The 25,939-nt window shown below is 73.8% G+C and carries 22 protein-coding genes; all 22 read right to left on the bottom strand.

Annotated features, from left to right (window positions below):
- Positions 1 to 111: 111 nt before the first annotated feature.
- The gene (gene nrdR / locus NJC10_RS09225) at positions 112 to 606 is read right to left on the bottom strand and encodes a transcriptional regulator NrdR (RefSeq protein WP_298711262.1); all 495 of its coding nucleotides are present in this window, start codon (positions 604 to 606) and stop codon (positions 112 to 114) included.
- A gap of 67 nt (positions 607 to 673) precedes the next feature.
- Positions 674 to 4,276 (bottom strand): DNA polymerase III subunit alpha, encoded by a 3,603-nt coding sequence (dnaE, locus tag NJC10_RS09220; RefSeq protein ID WP_319076132.1) that lies wholly within the window; start codon positions 4,274 to 4,276, stop codon positions 674 to 676.
- A 121-nt stretch (positions 4,277 to 4,397) separates the two neighbouring features.
- A complete protein-coding gene (locus tag NJC10_RS09215) occupies positions 4,398 to 5,375 on the bottom strand; it encodes an RluA family pseudouridine synthase (protein WP_319076131.1) in 978 nt (325 codons plus the stop codon).
- Positions 5,376 to 5,380: 5 nt separating this feature from the next.
- Positions 5,381 to 5,839, bottom strand: coding sequence for a signal peptidase II (gene lspA, locus NJC10_RS09210; protein ID WP_319076191.1), 459 nt, complete (start codon positions 5,837 to 5,839; stop codon positions 5,381 to 5,383).
- A 74-nt stretch (positions 5,840 to 5,913) separates the two neighbouring features.
- Complete coding sequence (locus NJC10_RS09205) at positions 5,914 to 6,543, bottom strand: DivIVA domain-containing protein (RefSeq protein WP_319076129.1); 630 nt, start codon at positions 6,541 to 6,543, stop codon at positions 5,914 to 5,916.
- A 125-nt stretch (positions 6,544 to 6,668) separates the two neighbouring features.
- Positions 6,669 to 6,959, bottom strand: a complete 291-nt coding sequence (locus NJC10_RS09200; RefSeq protein WP_248117679.1) for a YggT family protein — start codon at positions 6,957 to 6,959, stop codon at positions 6,669 to 6,671.
- Positions 6,960 to 6,966: 7 nt separating this feature from the next.
- The gene (locus NJC10_RS09195; protein WP_248117681.1) at positions 6,967 to 7,587 is read right to left on the bottom strand and encodes a cell division protein SepF; all 621 of its coding nucleotides are present in this window, start codon (positions 7,585 to 7,587) and stop codon (positions 6,967 to 6,969) included.
- Positions 7,588 to 7,698: 111 nt separating this feature from the next.
- Positions 7,699 to 8,478, bottom strand: coding sequence for a YggS family pyridoxal phosphate-dependent enzyme (locus NJC10_RS09190; protein WP_319076190.1), 780 nt, complete (start codon positions 8,476 to 8,478; stop codon positions 7,699 to 7,701).
- A gap of 49 nt (positions 8,479 to 8,527) precedes the next feature.
- The gene (locus tag NJC10_RS09185) at positions 8,528 to 9,358 is read right to left on the bottom strand and encodes a polyphenol oxidase family protein (protein WP_319076127.1); all 831 of its coding nucleotides are present in this window, start codon (positions 9,356 to 9,358) and stop codon (positions 8,528 to 8,530) included.
- Positions 9,355 to 10,614 carry a cell division protein FtsZ gene (gene ftsZ, locus NJC10_RS09180; RefSeq protein WP_298711282.1) on the bottom strand — a complete coding sequence of 420 codons (1,260 nt, stop codon included), beginning with the start codon at positions 10,612 to 10,614 and terminating at the stop codon, positions 9,355 to 9,357. The genes NJC10_RS09185 and ftsZ overlap by 4 nt, the downstream gene beginning before the upstream one ends.
- A 311-nt stretch (positions 10,615 to 10,925) precedes the next feature.
- Positions 10,926 to 11,675 (bottom strand): cell division protein FtsQ/DivIB, encoded by a 750-nt coding sequence (locus NJC10_RS09175; protein WP_319076125.1) that lies wholly within the window; start codon positions 11,673 to 11,675, stop codon positions 10,926 to 10,928.
- Positions 11,676 to 11,704: 29 nt separating this feature from the next.
- Positions 11,705 to 13,189, bottom strand: coding sequence for a UDP-N-acetylmuramate--L-alanine ligase (murC, locus tag NJC10_RS09170; protein ID WP_319076123.1), 1,485 nt, complete (start codon positions 13,187 to 13,189; stop codon positions 11,705 to 11,707).
- Entirely contained in the window at positions 13,186 to 14,319 is a 1,134-nt protein-coding gene (murG, locus tag NJC10_RS09165; protein ID WP_319076121.1) for an undecaprenyldiphospho-muramoylpentapeptide beta-N-acetylglucosaminyltransferase, read from the bottom strand. Before murG ends, murC begins: the two co-directional genes overlap by 4 nt.
- The gene (ftsW, locus tag NJC10_RS09160; protein WP_319076119.1) at positions 14,319 to 15,695 is read right to left on the bottom strand and encodes a putative lipid II flippase FtsW; all 1,377 of its coding nucleotides are present in this window, start codon (positions 15,693 to 15,695) and stop codon (positions 14,319 to 14,321) included. Before ftsW ends, murG begins: the two co-directional genes overlap by 1 nt.
- Positions 15,696 to 15,727: 32 nt before the next feature.
- Positions 15,728 to 17,308 (bottom strand): UDP-N-acetylmuramoyl-L-alanine--D-glutamate ligase, encoded by a 1,581-nt coding sequence (gene murD / locus NJC10_RS09155; RefSeq protein ID WP_319076189.1) that lies wholly within the window; start codon positions 17,306 to 17,308, stop codon positions 15,728 to 15,730.
- 14 nt (positions 17,309 to 17,322) lie between these two features.
- The gene (mraY, locus tag NJC10_RS09150) at positions 17,323 to 18,450 is read right to left on the bottom strand and encodes a phospho-N-acetylmuramoyl-pentapeptide-transferase (protein ID WP_298711296.1); all 1,128 of its coding nucleotides are present in this window, start codon (positions 18,448 to 18,450) and stop codon (positions 17,323 to 17,325) included.
- Positions 18,447 to 19,970, bottom strand: a complete 1,524-nt coding sequence (locus NJC10_RS09145; protein WP_319076116.1) for a UDP-N-acetylmuramoyl-tripeptide--D-alanyl-D-alanine ligase — start codon at positions 19,968 to 19,970, stop codon at positions 18,447 to 18,449. The genes mraY and NJC10_RS09145 overlap by 4 nt, the downstream gene beginning before the upstream one ends.
- A complete protein-coding gene (locus NJC10_RS09140) occupies positions 19,967 to 21,709 on the bottom strand; it encodes a UDP-N-acetylmuramoyl-L-alanyl-D-glutamate--2,6-diaminopimelate ligase (RefSeq protein ID WP_319076114.1) in 1,743 nt (580 codons plus the stop codon). The genes NJC10_RS09145 and NJC10_RS09140 overlap by 4 nt, the downstream gene beginning before the upstream one ends.
- A 38-nt stretch (positions 21,710 to 21,747) precedes the next feature.
- A complete protein-coding gene (locus tag NJC10_RS09135) occupies positions 21,748 to 23,571 on the bottom strand; it encodes a penicillin-binding protein 2 (protein WP_319076112.1) in 1,824 nt (607 codons plus the stop codon).
- Entirely contained in the window at positions 23,571 to 24,170 is a 600-nt protein-coding gene (locus tag NJC10_RS09130) for a hypothetical protein (RefSeq protein WP_248117703.1), read from the bottom strand. The genes NJC10_RS09135 and NJC10_RS09130 overlap by 1 nt, the downstream gene beginning before the upstream one ends.
- 20 nt (positions 24,171 to 24,190) lie before the next feature.
- The gene (gene rsmH, locus NJC10_RS09125; protein WP_319076110.1) at positions 24,191 to 25,216 is read right to left on the bottom strand and encodes a 16S rRNA (cytosine(1402)-N(4))-methyltransferase RsmH; all 1,026 of its coding nucleotides are present in this window, start codon (positions 25,214 to 25,216) and stop codon (positions 24,191 to 24,193) included.
- 157 nt (positions 25,217 to 25,373) lie between these two features.
- Positions 25,374 to 25,805 carry a division/cell wall cluster transcriptional repressor MraZ gene (gene mraZ, locus NJC10_RS09120; RefSeq protein WP_319076109.1) on the bottom strand — a complete coding sequence of 144 codons (432 nt, stop codon included), beginning with the start codon at positions 25,803 to 25,805 and terminating at the stop codon, positions 25,374 to 25,376.
- Between the last annotated feature and the right edge of the window lie 134 nt (positions 25,806 to 25,939).

The raw sequence follows: 25,939 nt of genomic DNA, 5'->3' as shown, positions 1-25,939 counted from the left end.
GCGGGCGGTTCCGGCTTCCCCTCCGGAACCGCCCGCGGCAGTCTGTGCGTCGCCCGCTGGGGGCCTCGCCGCCCCCACTGTAGCCCCTCGACGGGCTCCCCTGTCCAGCCCCTAGCGCGTGAACAGCCGGGGCTGCACCGCGGGCCGTCCGGGGGCCTCGCCCTCGGCGTCGCGCAGGTCCGCGATCGCGTCCTCGAAGTCGCTCAGCGACTCGAAGTCCCGGTAGACGGAGGCGAAGCGCAGGAAGGCGACCTGGTCGAGGCGGCGCAGGGGGTCCAAGATCGCCAGGCCAACGTCGTGGGCGTCCACCTCGGCGTTGCCCGAGGCGCGGACGGTCTCCTCGACCTCCTGGGCGAGCATGGCCAGGTCGTCGCTCGTGACCGGCCGGCCCTGGCAGGCCTTGCGGACCCCGTTGATCACCTTGGAGCGGTCGAAGGGCTCGGCCACGCCGGAGCGCTTGACCACGGTGAGCGCGGTGGTCTCCATGGTGGTGAAGCGCTTGCCGCACGCCTGGCACTGGCGGCGGCGGCGGATCGCCGAGCCGTCGTCGAGGGAACGGGAGTCCACCACGCGGGAGTCCTCGTGACGGCAGTACGGGCAGTGCACTCTCTCGCTCCCTCCTCGTGGACGACCTCGGCCTGACCTGCGCCCACTCTACGGCGGCGGCCGGCGATCAGCCCAGGCAGGCCGGACCGAGCAGGATCTTCAGATCCCCGAAGAGCGCCGGGTTCGGGCTCACGCGGAACTGCGGGCCGAGCACGAACTCCTGCGCTCCGCGCTGGCCCATCAGCGTCAGCCGCACCTCGGAGGAGCCCTCGTGGGTGCGCAGCACGTCTGCGAGCTGGCCGATCACCTGTTCCGTGGCCTTGAAGGAGGGCATCTGGATGCGCACGGGCCCGGACGTGCCGTCCGTGAGCTCGGGGATGGTCAGCTCCATCGCGGAGAGGGACACGGAGCCGTCGTCGCGGCGCTGCACGCGCCCCTTCACGGCGACGACGAGGTCCTCCGCGAGCATCATGGCGATCGGGGCGTACACCTGGCCGAAGAACATCACGTCCATGGATCCGCCGAGGTCCTCGATCTCGCACCGCGCGTACGCATTGCCGGAGGACTTGGCGATGCGCCGCTCGAGCGTGGTGATGAGCCCCGCGATGGTGACCTGGGAGCCGTCGGCGGGCCCGTCGTCGTCGAGCACGCGGGTGATCTGCGTGTCCGCGTGCTGGGAGAGCACGGCGTCCAGGCCCTGCAGCGGGTGGTCGGACACGTAGAGGCCCAGCATCTCCCGCTCGTAGGCGAGCTTGTCCTTCTTGGACCACTCGGGCAGCTCGGGCACGGCGACGCCGTCCGAGGCGTCGGAGGCGTCCTCGGCCTCCGCCGCGCCGCCGAGGGCGAAGAGGTCGAACGTGAACTCGCCGTGGTCCTCCTTGCGCTTCTGCGCCACCGTGGCGTCCACCGCCTCCTCGTGCACCGCGAGCAGGGCACGCCGGGCGTAGCCGAGGGAGTCGAAGGCGCCGGCCTTGATCATGGACTCGATCGTCCGCTTGTTGCAGACCACGAGCGGCACCTTGGCCAGGAAGTCGCCGAAGCCGGTGTAGAGGCCCTTCTCCTCGCGGCCCTGCACCATGCCCTTCACCACGTTGGCGCCCACGTTGCGCACCGCCCCCATGCCGAAGCGGATGTCCCGGCCCACCGGGGTGAACGTCAGGTGGGACTCGTTGACGTCGGGCGGGAGCACCGTGATGCCCATGTGGCGGCACTCGTTCAGGTACATCGCGAGCTTGTCCTTGTCGTCGCCCACCGAGGTGAGCAGCGCCGCCATGTACTCGGCCGGGTAGTGCGCCTTCAGGTACGCCGTCCAGTAGGAGACCAGCCCGTACGCCGCGGAGTGGGCCTTGTTGAACGCGTAGTCCGAGAACGGCAGGAGGATGTCCCACAGCGCCTTCACGGCGGCCTCGGAGAAGCCGCGGTCCAGCATGCCCTGGTGGAAGGCGGCGTACTGCTTGTCCAGCTCGGACTTCTTCTTCTTGCCCATCGCGCGGCGCAGGATGTCCGCCTGGCCGAGCGAGTACCCGGCCACCTTCTGGGCGATCGCCATGACCTGCTCCTGGTACACGATCAGGCCGTAGGTCGTGTCCAGGATCTCCCGCAGCGGCTCCTCGAGCTCCGGGTGGATCGGCGTGATCTCCTGCTGCCCGTTCTTGCGCAGCGCGTAGTTCGTGTGGGAGTTCGCACCCATGGGGCCCGGACGGTAGAGCGCGATGGTCGCCGAGATGTCCTCGAAGTTGTCCGGGCGCATCATCTTCAGCAGGGAGCGCATGGGACCGCCGTCGAGCTGGAACACGCCCAGGGTGTCGCCGCGGGCCAGCAGGTCGTAGGAGGCCTGGTCGTCGACGTCGAGGGTCTCGAGGTCCAGGTCCACGCCCTGGTTCGCCTTCACGTTCTCGATCGCGTCCGAGATGATCGTGAGGTTGCGCAGACCCAGGAAGTCCATCTTGATCAGGCCCAGCGACTCCGCCATGGGGTAGTCGAACTGGGTGATGACCTGGCCGTCCTGGAGGCGGCGCATGATCGGCACGACGTCCACCACGGGCACGGAGGACATGATGACGCCGGCCGCGTGCACGCCCCACTGCCGCTTCAGGCCCTCGATGCCCTTCGCGGTCTCGAACACCTGCGCCGCCACCGGGTCCGTCGCGATCAGCTCGCGGAACGGCGCCGCCTCCCCGTAGCGCGGGGCGTCCGGGTTCTCGATGTCCTTGAGCGGGATGTCCTTGGCCATCACGGCCGGCGGCAGGGCCTTGGTGAGCGCCTCGCCCATGGAGAAGGGCTGGTTCATCACACGGGCCGAGTCCTTCAGGGCCTGCTTCGTCTTGATCGTGCCGTACGTGACGATCATGGTGACGCGCTCGTCGCCGTACTTGCGGGTGACGTAGTCGATCACCTCGGAGCGGCGCCGGTCGTCGAAGTCCACGTCGAAGTCGGGCATGGACACGCGGTCCGGGTTGAGGAAGCGCTCGAAGATCAGCCCGTGCTTCAGCGGGTCCAGGTCGGTGATGCGCAGCGCGTACGCCACCATGGAGCCGGCACCCGAGCCGCGGCCCGGGCCCACGCGGATCCCGTTCTCCTTGGCCCAGTTGATGAAGTCGGCGACGACGAGGAAGTACCCCGGGAACCCCATCGAGATGATGACGTCCAGCTCGTAGTCCGCCTGCTTGCGCACGTGGTCCGGGACGCCGTCCGGATAGCGGTAGTCGAGGCCCTTCGTGACCTCCTTGATGAGCCAGCTGGTCTCGTCCTCGCCCTCCGGCGTGGGGAACACCGGCATGTAGTTGGCGTCCGTGTCGAACGTGGACTCGCAGCGCTCAGCGATCACGAGGGTGTTGTCGCACGCCTCCGGGATCTCCCGGAAGAGCTCGCGCATCTGCCGCGGCGACTTCAGGTAGTACTCCGTGCCGGAGAACGCGAAGCGCGAGCCGCCCTGGTCGTAGCTGGGCTCGTTGAGCTTGGAGCCGGACTGCAGGGCCAGCAGCGCCTCGTGGGCCTTGGCGTCGTGCTCGTGCGTGTAGTGCAGGTCGTTCGTGGCCACGAGCGGCAGGCCCAGGTCCTTGGCCAGGCGGCGCAGGTCCGTGATGACGCGCTTCTCGATGTCCAGGCCGTGCTGCATGATCTCGCAGTAGAAGTTCTCGGCCCCGAAGATGTCCCGGAACTCGGCGGCCGCCGCCACGGCCTCCTTGTACTGGCCCAGGCGCAGGCGCGTCTGCACCTCGCCCGAGGGGCAGCCCGTGGTCGCGATGAGCCCCGAGGAGTACTGGCTCAGCAGCTCCCGGTCGATGCGCGGCCACTTGGCGTACACCGAGTCCAGCGAGGCGATGGAGCCCATGCGGAAGAGGTTGTGCATGCCCGTGGTGGACTGCGCCAGCATGGTCATGTGCGTGTAGGCGCCGCCGCCGGAGACGTCGTCGCCGCGCTGGTGCGGCTCCCCCCAGCGGATCTTCTCCTTGTCCGTGCGGTGCTGCGTGCCCGGGGTCAGGTAGGCCTCGAGGCCGATGATCGGCTTGATGCCCGCCGCGGTGGCCTGACGCCAGAAGTCGAACGCGCCGAACAGGTAGCCGTGGTCCGTGATGGCCAGGGACTGCATGCCGAGGCGGTCGGCCTCGGCGAACAGCTCGTCCAGCTTCGCCGCGCCGTCGAGCATCGAGTACTCGGTGTGCGTGTGGAGGTGGACGAAGCCGCCGTCCTTGAGGGCCTCGGCGCGGGTCTCGGAGGTCGCGGTCATGCGGGGTGGAGCTCCTTCGGAGAGGACGACGGCGGGCCCGCCCCAGCCTACTGCGCGTCACGGGGGGGCGGGCGGGACGGGCCCGGCGGGCGTCGGGCCTGCGGTCTCCGGTCCCCGGCGGTCAGTCCCGTTCGCCCGCGGCGTCGGCGACGTCGTCGCCGCGCAGCGCCGCCAGCGCGTGGGCGAGGTCGTCCGGGTAGGGCGAGGTGATGCTCACGGGCTCCCCCGTGACGGGGTGCGGGAAGGAGAGGTGGTGGGCGTGGAGCCACTGCCGCGTGAGCCCCAGCTCGGCGGCCAGGCGCGGGTCGGCGCCGTAGGTGAGGTCGCCCACGCACGGGTGCCGCAGCGCGGAGGTGTGGACGCGGATCTGGTGGGTGCGCCCGGTCTCGAGGTGCACCTGAAGCAGCGTGGCGCGGCCGAAGACCTCGAGGGTCTCGTAGTGCGTCACGGAGGGCCGTCCGCCCTCGAGCACGGCGAACTTCCACTGGTGCCCCGGGTGGCGGCCGATCGGGGCGTCGATCGTGCCCGCAAGCGGGTCCGGGATCCCCTGCACCACCGCGTGGTAGACCTTGTGCGGCACGCGCTCGCGGAACTGGTCCTTCAGGGCGGCGTACGCGCGCTCCGTCTTGGCCACCACCATCACGCCGGTGGTGCCGACGTCGAGCCGGTGCACGATCCCCTGGCGCTCCGGCGCCCCCGAGGTGGTGATGTCGTAGCCCAGGCCCGCGAGGCCACCGACCACGGTGGGCCCGTTCCAGCCCGGCGAGGGGTGGGCCGCCACGCCGGTCGGCTTGTCCACGGCGAGCAGGTGCTCGTCCTCGTGCAGCACGGTCATCTCGTCCACGGCCTCTGCCCTCACTTCCAGCGGATCGGGATCGTTCGGCAGGTCCACGGCCAGGGTCTCCCCCGGCACCGCCCTGGCCGACTTGGCGAGCACCCGGTCCCGACGCCCGCCGCGCGTCTCGGCGCGGACGAGCCCGCGCGCGAACCAGTCCGCCAGCCGTGCGCGGGACACGCCGAGGGCCTCCGTGAGGACGGCGTCGGCGCGCCTGCCCGCCTGCTCGGCCGTGACCTCCACGCGCCGCACGCCTGCGCCCATGCCGCTCACGCCTCACGGGTGCCGTCGAGCCGGCGGCCGGTCACCAGCAGCAGGCACACGAGGATCATGGAGCACACGATGAAGGAGTCGGCCACGTTGAAGACCGCGAAGCGGGGCACGGAGATCATGTCCACCACGTGGCCCTGGCCGAACGACGGCGGCCGGAACAGCCGGTCCGTGAGGTTGCCGAGCACGCCGCCGGCCAGGCCGCCCAGGGCGAGCGCCCACGGCAGCGAGCGCACGCGGGCGATCTGCACGAGCGCGACCACGGCGACCACGGCCTGGATGAGGGTGAAGACCCAGGTGTGCCCCTCCCCGATCGAGAAGGCCGCGCCCGGGTTCAGGATGTAGTGCCACCGCAGCAGACCCGGGATCACGACGATCGACTCGCCGAGCTCCATGGTGCGCTCGACCCACAGCTTGCTCAGCTGGTCGAGCGTGTAGGCGAGCACGGCGAGGGTCAGGGCGACGCCGACGGCGCGGCGGCCGGAGACCGCCGCGCGGGGGGTGCCGTCCCCGGCCCCATCGAGCGCTGTGCTCACGCGGTCTCCCCGCGGGGCTCCACCCGCTCCTGGGATCGGATCTCGCGCAGCTGCCCCTCGATGTAGGCGGTCAGGCGGAGGCGGTAGTCGGTCTCGAAGCCGCGCAGCCGCTCGACCTCGGACTCCAGCTCGGAGCGCTGGGAGGCCAGCTCCGCGAGGGTCGCTGCCTTGGTCTCCTCGGCCTGGCCGAGCACCTCGGCGGCCGTGGCCTCGGCCTCGGCGATGAGCGCGGCGCGGCGCTGCTCGCCGTCGGCCACGTGCTCGTCGTGCAGCCGCTGGGCCATGGCGAGCACGGCTGCCGCCGAGGAGCCGGCCTGAGCAGGCCCGTCGGACGCGGCGGGTGCGGCCGTCTCCTCGGCCTCGAGAGCCGCGGCCTCCGCCTCGCCGGCGGCCAGCACGAGCTCCGGGCGCTCCTGCGCGGGGGCGTCGCCGGGCGCGAACGAGACGCCCGCCTCGGGGGCCTCGGCGGCCCCGCCCGCGCGCAGCCGCTCGATCTCGACGTGCAGGCGCTTGAGCTCCTCCGCGACCGCGTCGAGGAAGTCGTCGACCTCGTCCTGGTCGTACCCCTCCCGGAACTTGGTGTGCTGGAACTGCTTGTTGAGCACGTCTTCCCAGGTCAGAGCCACGGAGGGGCACCCTTCTCTCGCGCGCGCCGAGCACCGGCACGGCCCGCGGTGGTGGGCGCGGCCGACTGCGCGCGCCTCAGGTCGTCACCGCACGATACCACCGGGTGCCGCGGCGACTCCGGGGGTCAGCGGGCGAGGGCGAGCACCAGGACGCGCAGCAGCACCACGGCCATGAAGACCACGAGGAAGGCCACGTCGAGGCTGACGCCGCCGAGCCGCACCGGCGGCATGCGCCGCCGCGCGGTGTCCAGGAGGGGATCCGTGACCGCGTAGATGCCGCTCGCCATGACGAGGACGGCACCCGAGGGCCGCCACGAGCGGGCGAAGGACTCGGTCACGTCGAACACGATGCGGACCGTGAGGGCCGCGATCACGAGCGTGAGCGCGAGGTAGACGAGGGCGAGCAGCAGGTCCACGGCAGCCTCAGTCGGCGTCGTACGGCGCGTCGGCCTCGGCCGACTCGGCGGTGTCCGCGCCCACGACCTCGACCGTGGCGGGGGTCAGGAGGAAGACCTTGTTCGTGATGCGCGCGATCGAGCCGTGCAGGCCGAACACGAGGCCCGCGGCGAAGTCCACGAGGCGCTTGGCCTCGTTCTCACCGAGCTCCGTGACGTTCATGATCACCGGCATGCCGGTGCGGAACGCCTCGCCGATCGCCTTGGCGTCGTCGTAGGAGCGGGGGTGGACGGTGGAGAGGGTGCGCACGGGGGCTCCTTCGGCCGACGAGGCGGCGGCTCGCTTGATGGGGGTGACGGGGGCCCGGTAGCCCTGGTCCGCCGGCTCGGGCCGCGCGGCCCGCCGGACCTCGGTGGGCTCGGACACCACGGGGGCGGCGGTGGAGCCGGCGGCGTGGGCGGGCTGCTCCACGCGCGCGGGAGCCTCCTCGAACGCGGGAGCCTCGTCCGGCGCCGGGGCACGGCGAGCCTCCACCACGTCGCGGCGGGAGGCCTCCTCGCGCGGAGCGGCGGTGCGCTCGTGCTCCTCGTATTCCTCGCCGTCGGCGAGACCGAGGTAGATCATCGTCTTCTTCAGTGCGCCAGCCATGACTCTTCCTTCACCACGTCCTGCGATCCGCCGGGGCGCGGATCGCCGTCGTTCGTCGCCCGCGCACGGGGCGCGGGGTGTCGCCCGCCTCGCGGGCATGCCCTCCCCACGTTATCCCACGGCGCCGCGCGCGCCGAGGACGTCCGAGCCGATCCGGACGTGTGTCGCCCCCGCGCGCACGGCGGCCTCGAGGTCCCCGCTCATCCCCATCGAGAGCCGTTCGGCCTCGGGGTGGGCCGCCCGCAGGTCGCGGCCGAGACGGGCCAGGCGGCGGAAGGACTCCTCCGCGTCGAGTCCGCGCGGGGCCACGCACATGAGCCCGCGCAGGGCGAGCCCCTCGGCGGCGGCGATCCGCCCGGCGATCGAGGAGGCGTCCTCGGGGGACGCCCCCCCGCGCGGTCCGATGCCCTCCGGGCGCTCGTCGTCGGACCGCGGGTCCACGTCCACCTGGACGAGGCACTCGAGGTCGGGCACGCCGTCCGCTCCCCCGCCCTCCCGCTCGCGCCGCAGCACCACGGCCCGGGAGAGCGCGTCCGCGAGCTCGACGCGGTCCACGGAGTGCACGGCGCTCGCGTACCGCACGACGAGCTTGGCCTTGTTGGTCTGCAGCTGGCCGATGAAGTGCCACCGCGGGGCGTCGGCGCCGAGCGCCTCGGCGACCTCGGCCGCCTTGGGCCGGGCCTCCTGGTCGCGGTTCTCCCCCACGTCGCGCACGCCGAGGCGCGCCAGCCGGGCGACGTCGGCGGCCGGGTGGGTCTTGGTCACCACGATCAGCTCGGGCACGTCGGCGCGTCCGGCCCCGGCCGCGGCCCGCGCGATGCGCGCACGGACGGCGTCCAGCGCGGCGGCCAGCTCAGCGGTGCGGGCGTCGGCGGCACCGACGCCGTCGATGGGGACGTCCCCGGTGCCGGCATCGGGGGTGCAGGTGTCGGCGGGGCGCTCAGCCACGCTGCGCCTCCCCGGTGGAGGCGTCCGCGGGGGTGCGCCACACGAGCCCGGCGAACCGGCCTCGGCCCGGCGCCCGCCGGTGGGAGAAGAGCCGATCGTCCTCGAGGGTGCACGCCCGGACGCGCTCCACGGCGGCACCCAGGGACGCGAGGACGGCCTCGGCGCCGGCCGGCAGGTCGAGCGCGGGGGTGCCCCACGAGGTGCGCGAGGCGACGACGGGGATCCGCTCGGCGGCGTCGGCGCACATCTGCGGGGGGACCTCGTAGCAGTTCCCGCACACGCCGGGACCGATCCACGCGCGGATCCCCGGGGCCTCCCGGTCCTCGGCCGGGCGGAGGGAGAGGAGGCGCGCATGCGTGTTCTCCAGGACGCCGCCCAGCAGACCGCGCCGGCCCGCGTGCGCGACCGCGGTGGCGCCCGTGCGCTCGTCCATGAGGACCACCGGGAGGCAGTCGGCCACCATGACGGCGAGGGGACGGGTGCCATCGCGGCTCACCGCGGCGTCGGCGGTCTCGGGGGCGTCGTGCTCCCAGCCGCGGCCCTCGGCCCACACCACGTCCGCCGAGTGGACCTGGTCGAGGTAGACGGTGGACCCGGGCGTCACGCCCATCTCCGCCTCGAGGGCGCGGCGCGCCGCCGCGACGTCCGCGCGTGCGGCGGGGGCGTCCGAGTCCAGGACGTGGAAGGCGAGGCTGCCCGCGTCCACGGACGTCCACGCCACGTGCACCGCGCTCCCCCGGCCGTCTGCCGGGAGGTCCACACGGTGCACGAAGGGGCCGGAGCGGCCCACGACGGTCCCCTCCGGCCCCTTCGAGGCGGTCACTTCAGGAAGTCCGGCACGTCCAGGTCGGACGAGCCGGCGCCCAGGTCGGGCTCGACGACGGTGGGCAGCTCGGGACGCGGGCGGGACTGCTGCTGGCCCTGCTGGCCGGACTGCGTCGGGACCGTGCCCGGCACCGCGGCACGCTGCGGCTGCTGCTGGGTGTATCCCTGCGGAGCCGACTGCTGCGGGGCCTGCTGCTGCTGCGTGGACGGGGCCTCGCGCTGCTGCGGCAGCTGCTGCGCCTGCTGGTAGGAGGAGGACTGCGCCTGCGGGGCGGGCTGCTGGTAGGCCTGCGGGGCGGAGGTGGCGTCCACCTGGTCGAACCCGGCGGCGATCACGGTGACGCGGACCTCGTCGCCCAGGGCGTCGTCGATCACGGCGCCGAAGATGATGTTGGCCTCGGGGTGCGCGACCTCCTGGACGAGGCGCGCGGCCTCGTTGATCTCGAACAGGCCGAGATCGGAGCCGCCCTGGATGGAGAGCAGCACGCCGTAGGCGCCGTCGATCGAGGCCTCGAGCAGCGGGGAGGCGATGGCGAGCTCGGCGGCCTTGACGGCACGGTCCTCGCCCTGCGCGTGGCCGATGCCCATGAGCGCCGAGCCCGCGCCCTGCATCACGGACTTCACGTCCGCGAAGTCGAGGTTGATCAGGCCGGGGGTGGTGATGAGGTCGGTGATGCCCTGCACGCCGGAGAGCAGGACCTGGTCCGCCTGACGGAACGCGTCCATGACGGAGACGTTGCGGTCCGAGATGGAGAGCAGGCGGTCGTTCGGGATGACGATCAGGGTGTCGACCTCGTCCCGCAGCGCGTCGATGCCGTTCTCCGCGGAGCCCGCGCGGCGGCGGCCCTCGAAGGTGAACGGGCGGGTCACGACGCCGATGGTCAGCGCGCCGAGCGAGCGGGCGATGCGGGCCACCACGGGGGCGCCGCCGGTGCCGGTGCCGCCGCCCTCGCCGGCGGTCACGAAGACCATGTCCGCCCCGCGCAGGACCTCCTCGATCTCATCGGCGTGGTCCTCGGCGGCCTGGCGGCCCACCTCGGGGTTCGCGCCGGCACCGAGGCCGCGGGTGAGCTCGCGGCCCACGTCCAGCTTCACGTCCGCGTCGGACATCAGGAGCGCCTGTGCGTCCGTGTTGATCGCGATGAACTCCACGCCGCGGAGCCCCACCTCGATCATGCGGTTCACGGCGTTGACGCCGCCGCCGCCGATGCCGACGACCTTGATGACGGCCAGGTAGTTCTGGGGTGCAGCCACGGTGTTCAGTCCCTTTGCTCGGAATCGCGATGTCCACGCCCGACGGGGTACGGACCCCTTGACGAGCCGCCTTCAAGCTCAGCTTGAATGATGCCGCTCACGCGCGTTCAGGACCACCGTACTGGCACGGGCGCGGCCAGCGCAAAGAAATCCGCATCACGGCGGGGCTCGCGCGTGTCGTTGTTCAACCTTCACATGAGAGTCGAACTTTAGGTCCTCGTCGGAGCAGGTCGACCGGGGGCGCCGGTCCGTCGAGCACAACCTTCATCTTCACTTTCACCTTGAGACCCCGTCGCCCTCGGGAAGCCGCGTCAGCGGGTGATCGGCCGCTCCGGGACCGTGACGTCCAGCTCCTTCACACGGCGCAGGTCCGGGCCGCCGCCGTCCTCGTCCAGGAAGGCCTCGACGACGTCCCCCTTGAGGTCGGCGTGCGAGTCGTCTCCCCACACGAGGACCGTGCCGCCGTCGAGCCCGAGCCTCACCTGCCCGGGCGTGCCCGCGCCCACCGTCTCCACGCGGGAGCGGACCGCGTCCGGCAGCGTGGTGAGGACGCGGGCCGCCTCGGCGCGCACCGCCTCGTCCCCGCCGGGCAGGGGATCCGCCATGGAGGGCAGCGCGCCGACCCCGGGCGCCTCGTCCGCGATGCCGGACAGGACGGAGCCGTCCGCGAGCAGCACGTCGACCCCGTCCCCCGCCTCCTTCCGCGCCACGGGGGTCTCCTCGCGCACGACCACCTCCACACCGGTGGGCGGCTGGGCCACGGAGCGCACCTCGGCGATGCCCGGGACGTCCGCGAGCAGGCCCTCCACCCGGCCCGTCCCGATGCGCGGCAGCGGCTCGCCCCGCAGCGGCTCGAGACGGCGCTCGACGTCGGCCCGGTCCACCAGCCGCGTGCCGGTCACCGACACGCGGTCGACCGCGAGGACGGGAGAGAAGAACAGGATCCAGGCGACGAGGGCCAGGAGCGCGGCAACGCCGGCGCCGATCGCCCAGCGGGCGGCCCGGCGCTGGCGGGCGCTGCGCCCGGGGAAGCGGACCACCGTGGACCCAGCGTCCCCCACGGGAGGCAGCGGACGGCCCGGCCGCTCGCTCACGAGGCGGGGGAGGACGCCGTGCCCGCGTCGTCGGCCAGGGCCGCCACGAGGTCGGCGCCGTGGGCGGTGACGTCGCCCGCGCCCATCGTGAGGATCACGTCGCCGTCCGCCGCACCGCGGGCCAGCTGGGCCACGGCGGCGGCGCGGTCCTCCGCCACGGCCCGGTCTGCCGGGTCGGCGGTGGTCAGGCGGAACGCGATGAGCGAGGAGTCCACCCCCTCCATCGGCTGCTCGCGGGCCGCGTACACGGGCAGCACGCGCACGACGTCCGCTCCGGAGAGCGCCGAGGCGAACTCGGCGGCGAACTCGCGCGTCCGGGAGAACAGGTGCGGCTGGAAGAGCACGTGCACGCGGTGCCCGTCCGCCACCGCACGGGCCGCCGAGACGGCGGCCGCCACCTCGGTGGGGTGGTGCGCATAGTCGTCGAAGACGCGCACGCCGCGGCCGGCGCCGCGGAACTCGAAGCGCCGGGCGGTGCCTCGGAAGGCCTCGAGGCCGCGTACGGCGTCCTCGAACGCCATGCCGGCCTCGACGGCGGCGAGCGCCACGGCCGCCGCGTTCAGGGCGTTGTGGCGTCCCGGCACCAGCAGCCGGACCTCCGCGGAGGTCCCGTCGGCGAGCGTGAAGCGGGCGCGCTGGCCCACCCCCGACTCCCCCGGCTCCACCGTGAGGTCCGAGACCAGCAGGTCCGGACGCACTCCGTCGCGCTCGGCGGAGCCGTAGGTGAGGACCCGCGCCGCGGTGTGGACCCGCACCCACGCGGCCAGGGCGGCCGCGCCGTCGTCGTCCAGGCACGCCACGAGTGCTCCGCCGTCCGCGGCGGCCGGCAGCCCGGCCGCGAAGTCGCGGAACACCTGGTGCACCGCCTCCTCCGTGCCGTAGTGGTCCAGGTGGTCGGCCTCCACGGTGGTGACCACGGCGATCGTGCTTGGGTAGTTCACGAGCGTGCCGTCGGACTCGTCGGCCTCCGCGATGAACCACTCGCCCCGGCCGGCCTGGGCGTTCGTGCCGAGCCCGGCGACGGCGGCGCCGACGGCGAACGTCGGGTCCCAGCCCGCGGAGGAGAAGGCCATCGCCGCCATGGACGAGGTCGTGGTCTTGCCGTGGGTGCCGGCGACGGCGAGCACCCGGTGCCCCGCCATGGCGAGGGCGAGGCCCTCCGAGCGGTGCAGCACGCGCAGGCCGCGCTCCACGGCGGCGTCGTGCTCCGGGTTGCCCGGGCCGGCGATCGAGGAGGCGATCACGGTGGTGACGTCCTCCCCCACGTGCTCGGCCGCGTAGCCCACCGTGATGCGGGCCCCGCCCGCGGCGAGCTCGCGCATGACGGGCAGGTCCTTGGCGTCCGACCCGGAGATCGCGACGCCCTGGTCCTGGAGGATGCGCGCGACGCCGGAGACGCCGACGCCGCCGATCCCGAGCAGGTGGACGCGGCCGAGGTCGGCGAAGCGCCCCTCGGATGCGGGGGTGGTCTGGTGGCTCATCGCCGTGCTCCTTCCTGGGCCGCCGCGCGCACGAGGCCGGCCATCGTCACGTCCGCGTCCCGCACGCCCAGGCGCGCGGAGGCCTCCGCCATCGCGGACAGGCGCGCGGGGTCGGTGGCCAGGGGGATCAGCTCGCGTCGGACCCAGTCCGCGCGGAACATGTCGTCGCGCACGAGGAGGGCGCCGCCGGCCTCCACCACGGGCCCAGCGTTGAGCGCCTGCTCGCCGTTGCCCACGGGCAGCGGGACGAACACGGCGGGCAGCCCCACCGCCGAGACCTCGCACACCGTGCCGGCGCCGGAGCGGGCGACCATGAGGTCGGCGGCGGCGTAGGCCTGCTCCATGCCGCTCAGGAACTCGCGCTGGACGTAGCCGTCGCGCTGGACCCGGTGGCCGGCGTCGTCGGTGAGCTCCTTGCCGCGGCCCGTGAGGTGGAAGACCTGCAGGCCCGCTCCGAGGAGGTCGTCCAGCGACTCGCGCACGGTGCGGTTCACGGCCAGCGCACCGGAGCTGCCGCCGGTCACCACCACGGTGGTGCGCTCCGGGTCCAGGCCGAGCTCGGCGCGGGCGGCGGCCCGTGCGGCGCTGCGGTCGAGGCCTGAGATCTCCGGGCGCATGGGCATCCCGACCCACTCCGCGCGCGGCAGGCGGGTCTGGGGCAGGGCGGTGCCGACGCGCGAGGCCCGGCGGGCGCCGAGGCGGTTGGCCAGCCCCGGCTTCGCGTTGGCCTCGTGGACCACGTACGGGATGCCGGCCCGCTGGGCGGCGAGGTACATCGGCGTGGCGACGTAGCCGCCCACGCCCACGAGCACGTCCGCCTCCCGCTCGGCGAGGATGCGGCTCGCCGCGCCGATGGCCGCGCGGAAGCGCCCCGGAAAGCGGACGACGTCCATCGAGGGGCGTCGGGGCATGGGGACGCGGTCGATGAGGTCCAGCTCGAAGCCGGCCTCGGGAACCAGGCGGGTCTCCATGCCGGAGGCGGTGCCCACCATGGTGCACACGGCGGGGGCCTGCCCCTGGTCCGCCCCCAGGGCACGGGCGATGGCGAGCATGGGCGAGATGTGGCCGGCGGTGCCGCCGCCGGCCAGGACGACGCGGAGCGGACGGTCGGTCTCGGGGATCTGCGGCATCAGGACTCCTGCGGTGCGCGGGTGGGGGAAGGGACGAGCGGGATGGGATCGGTCTCCGGCTCCGCCGAGTCGGTGTGGGCCCGGGAGGCGGGTCGGGCGTCCGGCACGGCGTCGAGGCCGGCGGCGCCGTCGTCGTCGTGGGCCAGTGCCCGCAGCTCTGCGGCGCGCTGGCGCTCGTGGCGGGCGAAGGAGAGGACCACGCCCACCGCGGCCAGGGACAGCGTGAGCGCCGAGCCGCCGTAGGAGATGAACGGCAGGGGCACGCCCACCACGGGGATCATCCCGGAGACCATGGCGATGTTCACGAAGGCCTGTCCCACGAGCCACGCGAGGATCCCCCACGTGGTCAGGCGGATGAACGTGGACGTGGTGCGGGCGGCCACGCGGTACATGCCGACGGCCAGGGCGGCGAACGCCAGGATCACGGCGAGGGTGCCGACGAGGCCGAGCTCCTCGCCCAGGATGGTGAAGATGAAGTCGTTCTCCGCCTCCGGGATGTAGCTCCACTTCTGGCGGGACTGGCCGAGGCCCACCCCCCACCAGCCGCCCGAGGCGAGCGCGAACATGCCGTGGTCCGGCTGGAAGCACGGGTCCGTGGGGAAGTCGCAGATCCCGCGCCACGCCTGCACGCGCACCATGCGGTGCGGGGCGAACACGGTCATCAGGATCGCCCCCACCGTCACCACGGCTCCGGAGACGAGGAACACCCCCCGGTGGGTGCCGGCCACGAAGAGGACGGTCATGAGGACGAGGGCGAGGATGAGGGCGGTGCCGAGGTCCCGGCCGGCGAGCACGAGGCCGATCAGGAGCGCGGCCATGGGGAGCACGGGCAGCAGCGCGTGCTTGACGTGGGAGATGAGGCGGGCCTTGCGTTCCAGCACGGCCCCGCTCCACAGCGCGAGGGCAAGCTTGGCCGCCTCCGAGGGCTGCATCCGGAAGCCGCCGATGCCGAGCCAGTTGCGGTTGCCGCCGACCTCCACGCCCAGCGGGGTGAAGGCCACGAGCACCAGGAGCAGGATCGCCATGCCGATCGCCGGCCACGCCAGCGCCTTCAGCACCCGCAGGGGCGTGAGGGAGAACCCGATGAGCACGGCCACGCCCACGCCGGCCCACATGAGCTGGCGCAGGAACAGGTCGTAGGAGCCTCCGCCGGTGCCGATGGCCTCGACCGAGGACGAGGAGAGGACCATCACGAGGCCCAGCACGGTCAGGAGGGCCGCGCTGGTCCCGATCAGGAACGCGGAGAGGTCCAGGGCGCGGGCGCCCTCCAGGCCCGCCCAGACCCGGGTCATCGGGCTGCCGGAGCGGGCGGGACGGCCCGGGGCGCCGTGCGCTCCGCGCGTCGCCGCCGGGCGGCTCGGTGCGGTGTGCGGCATGGTGCTCCTCGGGGTGGCGGTCGGTCGGGTGGTCAGGACGGGTCCGGGGCGTCGGGGCCGGGGCCTTCGCCGTCCACGTCCCAGCCGTGCTCCTGCATCAGGGCCGCGACGGACGCGATGAAGCTGTCTCCGCGCTCGGCGTACGAGCGGAACTGGTCCATGGACGCCGCGGCCGGCGCCATGAGGACGGTGTCCCCCGGCCGGGCGAGCCTGTCCGCGAGCCGCACGGCCTCGGCCATGACGGCCGGGCCGTCCGGCGATCCGGCGCCGTCGGCGGCCGCCAGCGGCGCGTGGACGGGCACGTCCGGGGCGTGGGCCGCGAGGGCCGCGCGCAGCACGGAGGTGTCCGTGCCGAGCAGGACCACGGCGCGCAGCCGCCTCGCGTGCGTGCTCACGAGCTCGTCGAAGGTCACGCCCTTGGGCAGTCCGCCCGCGAGCCAGACGATCGAGGTGAACGCGGCCAGGGAGGCGTCGGCGGCGTGGGGGTTCGTGGCCTTGGAGTCGTTCACCCACATCACGTCGCGGGAGGTGGCCACGAGCTGGATGCGGTGCTCGCCGCGGTCGTAGCCGCGCAGGCCCTCCGCGACGGCCTCGGGGCTCACGCCCACGGCACGGGTGAGCGCGGCGGCGGCCGCGGCGTTCGCCACCGTGTGCTTCGGGGCGACGGTGCCCAGGTCGGAGCGCGCGGCGAGCGCGACGGCCTCGTGCCGGCGGTTCTCGGTGAAGGCGCGGTCCACGAGGATGCCGTCCACCATGCCCACCGTGGACAGCCCGGGGGTGCCCGTGGTGAAGGCGATTGCGCGGCAGCCCTCCTGCACGTCCGCGCGCTCCACGAGGGTGCGCGTCAGGGCGTCGGCCTCGTTGTAGACACAGGCCACGCGAGCGTTCTGATAGACCTTGCCCTTGTCCGCGGCGTAGGCCTCCAGGGAGCCGTGCCAGTCGACGTGGTCCTCGGCGAGGTTGAGCACGGCGGCGGCGGCCGCGGCGAGGCTGTGCGTCCAGTGCAGCTGGAAGCTCGAGAGCTCGAGGGCGAGGACGTCGAAGCCCTCGGGGTCGCGGACGGCGTCGAGCACGGGCGTGCCCACGTTGCCGCACGCGATCGCGCGGCGCCCGTCGGCGCGCAGGATGGCCTCGACCATCGTCACGGTGGTCGTCTTGCCGTTGGTGCCCGTGAGGCAGACCCACTCGGCGGTCGGGCGGCCGGGCCGCTCCCGCACGCGCCACGCCAGCTCGATGTCCGACCAGATCGGCAGGCCGGCGGCGTGCGCCTCCATGAGCAGCGGCTGGTCCGGGCGCCAGCCCGGAGAGGTCACGACGAGGTCCGCCGGCTCCCCGGCCACGGCGGGCAGGGAGCGGGTCGCCTCGGCGTCGAGGAGCACCTCGGAGACGCCGACGATCCGCAGGGTCTCCGCGCGGGCCTGGTTCTCCGGGCCGTCGTTGCCGTCCACCACCGTCACGACGGCGCCGAGCTCGGCCAGCGTGTCCGCCACGGAGAATCCGCTGACGCCCAGCCCGGTGACCACGACGCGCAGGCCGCGCCAGCCCGGCGCGTCCCACCCGTGCAGGGACTCCGTGCGGGGGGTGTCCGCACGGGGGCTCAGCACGGGGCCCATCCCCTCGACGGCGCTCACGGGGTCACCCCGGCGAGGCCGCCCTGGGCGAGCAGCCACTCGCCGTAGAAGACGGCGAGGGCGGCGATGACGCACATCAGCGCCACGAGCCAGAACCGGACCACCACGGTGACCTCGGCCCAGCCCTTCAGCTCGAAGTGGTGCTGCAGCGGCGCCATGAGGAACACGCGCTTGCCGCCGGAGATCTTGAACCAGCCCACCTGGATGATCACGGAGAGGGTGATGGCCACCATGAGGCCGGCGAGCAGCACCACGAGGATCTCCGTGCGCGTGAAGATCGCGAAGCCGGCGAGGGCGCCGCCGAGGCCGAGGGAGCCGGTGTCGCCCATGAAGATCTTGGCCGGCGAGGTGTTCCACCACAGGAAGCCGAGCAGCGCGCCGGTGAGCACGGCGGCCAGCAGGGCGAGGTCCATGGGGTCGCGGACCTCGTAGCACCCGGGCGCTCCGCCGAGCCCGCAGTGCTGGCTCGCCTGGAACAGGGACATGAGCACGTACGCGCCGGTCGCCATGGCGGTCGCGCCCGTGGCCAGGCCGTCCAGGCCGTCCGTGAGGTTCACCGCGTTCGTGGTGGCGGTGGTGATGAGGTTGGACCAGATCACGAACAGCACCACGGCCAGCACGGGGCCGGCGAAGGCGAGGTCGAGCCACGGCACGTCGCGCACGAAGGAGACCGCGGTGGAGGCGGGGGTGAGGCCCCGCTCGTCGCGGAAGTTCAGGGCCAGCAGCGCGAACGCGGTGCCGATCAGCGCCTGCAGGATGATCTTGCCGCGCGCCGTGAGGCCGAGGGACTGCTGCTTCGTGATCTTCGTGAAGTCGTCCACGAAGCCCACGAACGCCATGCCGACGGTCAGGAACAGCAGGATCAGGCCCGACGCCGTGGGGCCGGCCATGGGGCTGCCGATCAGGGCGAGCACCGCGTGCGTGAGGAGGTAGCCGAGCACGAGAGCCCCGATGATCACGGCGCCGCCCATGGTGGGCGTGCCGCGCTTGGTCTTGTGCGTGGTGGGACCGTCGTCACGGATGAACTGGCCGTACCCCTTCCGCACGAGGAACCGGATGAACAGGGGGGTGCCGACGATCGAGAGGATCAGGCCGAGGAGGCCACCGACGAGAAGGCCGATCACGGGCGGGGCTCCTTGAGAGACGGGACGGAGGGGGAGGCGGAGGGGTCGACGTCCGCGGTCGCGAGCCGCTCGCCGAGGGCGGCCAGACCGACCCCGTTCGAGGACTTCACGAGCACGATGTCGCCGGGCTCGAGGCGCGCGGCGAGGAACGCCTCGGCCTGCGCGGCGTCGTCCACGAAGTGGGCCTCCTCGCCCCAGCTGCCCTCGTTGAGGGCGGCGAGGTAGAGGGGGCGCGCGCCGGCGCCGACCACGAGCAGCTGGGCGATGTTCAGGCGCACGACGGACTCGCCCACGAGGGTGTGCTCGCGCACGCGGGCGTCGCCCAGCTCGAGCATCTCGCCGAGGACGGCCCACGTGCGGCGCCCCGTGGAGCGGCCGAGCGTGGCCAGGGTCCGCAGGGCCGCGCGCATGGACTCGGGGTTGGCGTTGTACGCGTCGTTGATGACCGTGACGCCGTCCGCGCGGTCCGTACGCTCCATGCGGAAGCGGCTCGTGGGGCCGAGCCCGTCGAGGACGCGGGCGATCTCGGCGGGCTCCATGCCCGCGGCGTGGGCGGCCGCGGCCGCCGCGAGCGCGTTGGAGGCGTGGTGGGCGCCCGTCAGGCCCGAGCGGACCGGGTGGCGGGGCGCGTCGAGGTCGGCGCCGACCTGGAGGTCGAACTCGGGACGCTCCTCCGCGTCCATGCGCAGGTCGCGGGCGGCCACGAGGGCGGCGGCGCGGCCCGCGGCGACGTCCTCGGCCACGGAGGCGAGGGCGTCCTCGTCGGCGGAGAACCAGGTGACGGGGGCCTGGGTGCGGGAGGCCATCGCGGCGACCTTCGGGTCGTCCCGGTTGAGGATCGCGACGCCGTCGGCGGCCAGCGCCTCGACGAGCTCGCCCTTCGTCGTGGCGATGTTCTCCACCCCGCCGAAGCTGCCCGCGTGGGCGGTGCCCACCATGAGCACCACGCCGACGTCCGGCTGCACGATGTCGCACAGGTAGGCGATGTTGCCGACGTGGTCGGCCCCCATCTCCACGATCAGGAAGCGCGTGTCCAGCTCGGCGCGGAAGGCCGTCAGCGGCACGCCGACCTCGCCGTTGAAGGATCCGACGGGGGCGACGGTGGGGCCCTGCGTGGACAGCAGGGCCGCCAGCAGGTCCTTCGTCGTGGTCTTGCCGGCCGAGCCGGTGATCCCGACGACGGTGGTCTCGGAGTGTGCGCGGATGCGGCGGATCACCTCGCGGGCGAGGGCGCCCATCGCGAGCACCGCATCCGGCACGACGATCGCGGGATGCTCCGCGCCGTCGGGGGCGTGGGTGACGCGCTCGGCCAGCACCGCGGAGGCGCCGGCGGCGAGGGCCGCGTCGATGAAGTCGTGGCCGTCGGCGCTCTCCCCCGGCTTCGCGATGTAGAGCGTGCCGGCCCCCTCCACCTGCCGGGAGTCCGGGGTGGCGTGCACGAGCACGGTCTCGGGGTCGAGGGCGGCGGTGAGCGCGCCGGAGACGGCGTCGGCGATCTGGGCGGCGGTGAGAGCGATCATGACGGGTCGACCTTACCCCCGGAGGACGCCTGCGACCGGCCCCTCGTGCGCTCGGCCAGCGCGGAGCGCAGCTCGACGCGGTCGTCCAGCGGCACGGCCACGCCGTCGAAGTCCTGCTCCGTCTCGTGGCCGCGGCCGGCCACGAGGATGCCGTCCGCGTCCCCCGCGAGCTCCACGGCCCGCCGAATCGCCGCGGCGCGCGGGACGACCTCCTCCACGAGCACCGTGCGGCCCTCGGCCGCCGCACGGGCGGCCTGCTCGCGGGCACCCGCGAGCACGTCGCCGCGGATGGGCGCGGGGTCCTCCGAGTGGGGCGTGTCGTCCGTGACGATCACGACGTCGGCGTGGTCGACGGCGATCCGCCCCATGAGCGGACGCTTCGTGACGTCGCGGTCGCCCGTGGCGCCGAAGACGATGAGCGTGCGCCCCGTCCGGCCGCCGGCCGCGCGGGCGTCCGAGAGGGAGGTGAGCGCCTGGACCATGCCGTCGGGGTTGTGGGCGAAGTCCACCACGGCGTCCGGCTCGCGTCCCACGACCTCCATGCGGCCGGGGACGGCGGCGGCGAACGGGCCCTCCCCCGCCGGGACGTCCAGCACGGCCTCGAGCGCGTCCAGCTGGTCCTCCCCGACGGCGTGCAGCACCAGGAGGGCCGCGAGCGCGGCGTTGGCCGCGTTGAAGCGCCCGGGCAGGCCCACGGAGGCCCGCAGGACCCGCCCCGACGCGGCGTGGTGCAGGGTGAACCGGTGGCCGAGGCCGTCCGGCGTCAGCTCCGTGATCGCCCAGTCCGCGCGGAAGTCCGGGGCCTCCGCGGCGAGCGCGCCGGGCACGGGGGCCGCGGGGCCGAGCGCGAGCGTGGTCACGGGCGCCTGCGCGGCCCGTGCCATGGCCAGGCCCCAGCGGGGGCCCTCGCCGCCGTCGACGGTGATGACGGCGCGGTCCGTGCGGTCGGCGTCGAAGAGCCCGGCCTTGGCCGCGAAGTACTCGTCCATGGAGCCGTGCAGGTCCAGGTGGTCCTGCGTGAGGTTCGTGAAGCCGGCCACGGCGTACCGCAGCCCCGCGATGCGCCGGTAGGAGACGGCGTGCGAGGAGACCTCCATGACCGTGGTGTCCACGCCCTCCTCACGCATGAGCGCCATGAGGGCGTGCAGCTGGGTGGACTCCGGGGTGGTGAGGGTGGAGGGCACCGTGCGCTCCCCCGCGCGGGTGAGGATGGTGCCGATGATCCCGCTGCGGCGCCCGAGCGCCTCGAGCAGCGCGGCGGCGAGGAAGCTCGTGGTGGTCTTGCCGTTCGTGCCCGTCACGCCCACCAGTCGGGGCCCCGCATCCAGGCCCCGGCCGTAGACCGCCGCCGCCGCCGCGCCGGCGGCGGTGCGCACTGACTCCACGTCCAGGACGGGCACGGCGTCGCGACCGGCCTCGGCCAGCAGCCGCACGCCGGCGGCGTCGGTGAGAACGGCGCGGGCGCCCGCGTCGAGGGCGGCCCCCGCGAACGCGGCGCCGTGGGCACGCGCACCGGGCAGGGCGATGTAGAGGTCGCCGGGGCGGACGACCCGTGAGTCGAGGGCCGCCCCCGTGAGGCCCGCGGCGGGCGCCTCGCCGTGCACGCGGGCAGGCTGCCCGGCGGTCTCGAGAGCGCTCAGGAGGGCGTCCCACGGCAGCGGGTCCACGTGCGCGGGTCGGAACGCCCCGTCCTGCTCCGCCGGGCTCAGCGGCGCCTCGGGTCCGGGCGTCTGCGTCATGGGGTGCTCCTCCGTGCTCGTCACTGTCTGTCCTCGCGTCACCACGGGCGCTCCTGCGGGTCGTCCACGAACACACGGTAGTCGTGGGGGTCCGCCCCGGTGGCGGGGACGTTGGCCTGGCGCAGCATGTGCTCCATGATCCGCGCGGCGGCCTCCGCGGCCACCTTCGAGCTGCCGCCTGCCGTGGGGCGGTGCAGGGACACCGAGACCACGAAGCGCGGGTCGTGCAGCGGCGCCACCGCCGTGAAGCCGTAGTTGTACCCGTCGTAGCGCCCGGTCGGTCCGGCGGCCTCGGCGGTGGAGGACTTGCCGCCCACGCGGTACCCGGGGATCGCGGCGGCCTTGCTCGTCCCCTGGGTGATCACCGTCTCCGTCATGCGCAGCATCTCTGCCGCGGTGTCCTCGGAAACCACGCGGCGGGGCGTGCGCCCGTCCTCCCAGCGCCGCTCGGCCCCGTCCGCGTCGACGGCCGCGTCGATCAGCCGCGCGGGCATGAGCATGCCGCCGTTGGCGAGGGCCTGGTACATCTGGGCGGTGTGCAGGGTGGTCTGCGTGTAGCCCTGCCCGAAGGCCGTGACGAGGCGCTGGCGGCCGTCCCACGCGGAGGGCGGGACGAGCACGGACGTCGCGGGCGCGGGAAGGCCGAGCGGGATCGGCTGGCCGATCCCGAAGGCGCGCATCGCGTCGTACCGCTGCTGGTCCGTGAGCCGCTCCGCGATCTGGACCGTGCCCGTGTTGTACGAGCGCGCGAAGATGCCCGCCGCCGTCATGTCGAAGGTCGGGTGCCGCCCGGCGTCGCTGATCGTCTGGCCGTGGAAGTCCATCCGGTTGGGGACGGTGAAGGCGTCCTCCGGCTCGACCACGCCGGCGTCGAGGGCCGCGGCCAGCGTGAGGGCCTTGCCCGTGGACCCCGGCTCGTACGGCGTGGTGAGCGTGGTGGGCGTGCGGAAGCGGGCGTCGGTGGCGTCCGGCTCCGCCGGGTCGACCGTGGTGGAGTCGGCCATGGCCAGCACGTCGCCGGTGCGGGCGTCCATCACGACGGCGTTCGCCCACTCCGCCTGGTGCTGGGCCGCGAGGGCGCCCATCTGCTCCTGCGCGTACCACTGGGCGTCCTTGTCCAGCGTGAGGCGCAGGTCCGCACCGTCCACCGCGGGTGTCTCCTCGTACTCCGCGTTGGGGATGCGGATGCCGTCCGCGCCCACTTCGAAGGTGCGCGTGCCCTCCGTGCCGGACATGACGGCGTCCTGGCTGAGCTCGAGGCCCTCGAGGGGTTCGCCGTCGCCGCCCATGAAGCCCACGACGCTGCCGGCCACCGCCCCGTTCGGATAGGTCCGACGGTCCACCGGATCGGCCAGGACGCCGGGCACGCGGACGGCGAGCGCCCGCTCACGGACCTCGGGGGTGACGGAGCGCTTGACCACCGCGTACGGACGGTCGCCGAGGGTGGAGCGGCGCACCTCCTCCTCGGAGAGCTCCAGCACCCCGGCGAGCTCCCGGAGCCGCTCGTCCACGCTCACCCGCTTCTCCCCGCCGCTCTCCCGGTCCCACTCGTCGAAGTCCTTGACGAGGCGCTGGTCCACCACGATGTCGTAGCGGCGGACGCTGGCGGCGAGGACGTCGCCGTCGCGGTCGAGGATGGACCCGCGCTCGGGCTCGAGCGTCTGGGTGCGCAGCCTCTCGTCCATGGCCCTGGCGGCCTGGCCCGTGGGGTCCACGCCCTGCACGAAGAGGAGGCGGAGCGCGAGGGCGGCGAGGAGTCCCAACACCACCAGCAGGGCGGCTCGGGTGCGGGCGGTGGGCAGTCCGGGCGCGGAGAGGACCCGAGACCCGCCGTGGGCGGGGTGGGGGGCGGAACGCGTCATCAGTCGACGGCGGGCCCCGGCTGGCCTGCGGCGGGCGCAGACGGCTCGCCGGAGGCAGGGGCGGCCGCTGCCGGGTCGGCCGCGCCGGCCCCCGTGCGCGGCGCGGGGATGCGGCCCTCGGCGTCCGCGGGGCCCGCCGCGTCAGCGCCGGCGGGCGGGGCGACGAAGGCGGCCGAGACGCTGCCGGTGCCCGCCCCGACGGCCTCGCCGGAGAACTCTCCGGTGGAGGCGTCCAGGGCCGCGGTGCCGGCGGGGGGCACCATGCCGAGGGCGTCGGCGCGCGCGGCGAGGTTCTGGGGTGCTTCGAGGTAGCCCACCTGCTCGGCCAGGCGCTCGTTGGTCTGCATCAGGGTCTGCTGCTCCGCGCGCAGCTCGAGCAGGGCGTACTGACGGTTGGAGAGCGTGATGTTGAGCACGAGGACGGCCGCGAGGGCCGCGACCAGCAGGCTCACGCAGAACACGACGAGCCCCGGTCCGGAGCGCGGCAGCGGGGCGGGGACGACGGAGAGGGGGGTGCGCGGCTCGAGGGCCCGCGGCGGGACCGCCTCGTAGGGCGAGACCGGGTGCAGCGTGGTCTCGATCCGCGCCTGTGCGCTCATGCCCAACTCCTCATACGCCGTCATTGCGGTGTCCTCGTCGCCCTGATCTTCTCAACCGCACGCACTTTCGCGGAGGAGGCGCGGCGGTTCTCAGCGATTTCCCTGGAAGTGGGCTTCTCGGTGCCGCGGGTCAGCATGCGCACCACGGGCTCGTGCTCCTCCAGGACCACGGGGAACCCGGGCGGCGCGGTCGAGGTGGCCCAGGCGCTCAGGTGCCGCTTGGCGATCCGGTCCTCGAGCGAGTGGTAGCTCATCACGACGAGGCGGCCTCCCACGGCGAGGGCGTCCAGGACGGCCGGCACGGCGGCGTCGAGGATGTCGAGCTCCTCGTTCACCGCGATGCGCAGGGCCTGGAAGGTGCGCTTGGCCGGGTGGCCGCCCTTGGCGCCGGCGGAGACGGGCACGACATCCCGGATGACGTCCACGAGGCGGCCCGTGGTCTCGATGGGGGCCTCGGCACGGGCGCGCACGATCGCCGCGGCGATCGGCCCGGCGAACCGCTCCTCGCCGTCGCGTCGGATGATGCGACGCAGCTCGTCCTCGTCCAGGTCCGCCACCAGCGTCGCGGCCGAGCGCTCTGCGGTGGTGTCCATGCGCATGTCGAGCGGCGCGTCGTAGGAGTACGCGAAGCCCCGCTCCCGGTCGTCCAGCTGGTAAGAGGAGACGCCGAGGTCGTAGAGGGCCGCGTCCACGCGCCTCACGCCGGCGGCCTCCATGGCCTCGGGCACCTCGTCGTAGGTGCCGTGGTGGGGGACGAGGCGCTCTGCGAGCTCCCCGAGGCGCTCCTGCGCCATGCGCAGGGCGTGGGGGTCGCGGTCGATCCCGATCACGCGCAGCGTGGGAAAACGGCGGAGCAGGGCCTGCGTGTGCCCGCCCATGCCCAGCGTGCCGTCGATCGCGACGGGGACGCGCCCGGCGTCGACGGCGGCCTGGACGGCGGGGGCGAGCAGGTCGACCACACGGTCGCGCATGACGGGGACGTGGCGGTCCTCGGGGCGGGGGGCGGAATCCGCGGAGCGGTCCGAGAGGGGGGCGTCGGCGTCCATGGGCGACCTCCTGCTCCTGCTCTCATCCATCGGTGGGACATGGTCCCTCGGGCGGGATCCCCATCCGTCCGTCGCCGTGCCTGGCCCAGGGGAAGGCGGGTCAGGTGCGGCGACGTCGGGTGGAGGTCTCACGCGGGGGAAGTCGGTGAGTCGGTGGTCAGAACATGCCGGGGAGGACGTCCTCGTCGGTCTCGGAGAACGCGGCCTCCTGCTCCGCCAGGTACTCGTTCCAGGACGCGGTGTCCCAGATCTCGACCCGGGTCCCCGCGCCGATCACGGTCACGTCCCGGTCCAGCCCCGCGTACTGGCGCAGCGGAGCGGGCACGGTCACGCGGCCCTGCTTGTCCGGGACCTCGTCCGACGCTCCCGAGAGGAAGACGCGGATGTAGTCACGGGCTTGGCGGGAGGACAGCGGAGCCGCCCTCATCTGCTCGTGGACCCTCTCGAACTCACGGGCGCTGAAGACGTAGAGGCACCGCTCCTGCCCGCGCGTCAGGACGAGTCCCTCGGACAGCTCCTCACGGAACTTCGCGGGGAGGATCAGCCGGAACTTCTCGTCGAGCCGGGGGGTGTAGGTCCCGAGGAACACGCACCCCCCTGACTCGCCGAGTGGTCCCTCCCGACCAGAGTCGGGACCACTGCTCTCTCCTGCGCTCCACTTTACCCCACTTTCCCCCACCGACAACCCCCTCCTCCCACCGCGTCGGCGCGGCGTTTCCCGTC

The organism is Micrococcus sp. M4NT, from assembly GCF_033790745.1.
GTDB lineage: Bacteria > Actinomycetota > Actinomycetes > Actinomycetales > Micrococcaceae > Micrococcus.
Note: the sequence above shows the minus strand (reverse complement) of the source record. Positions and strands in the feature narration are given on the sequence as shown.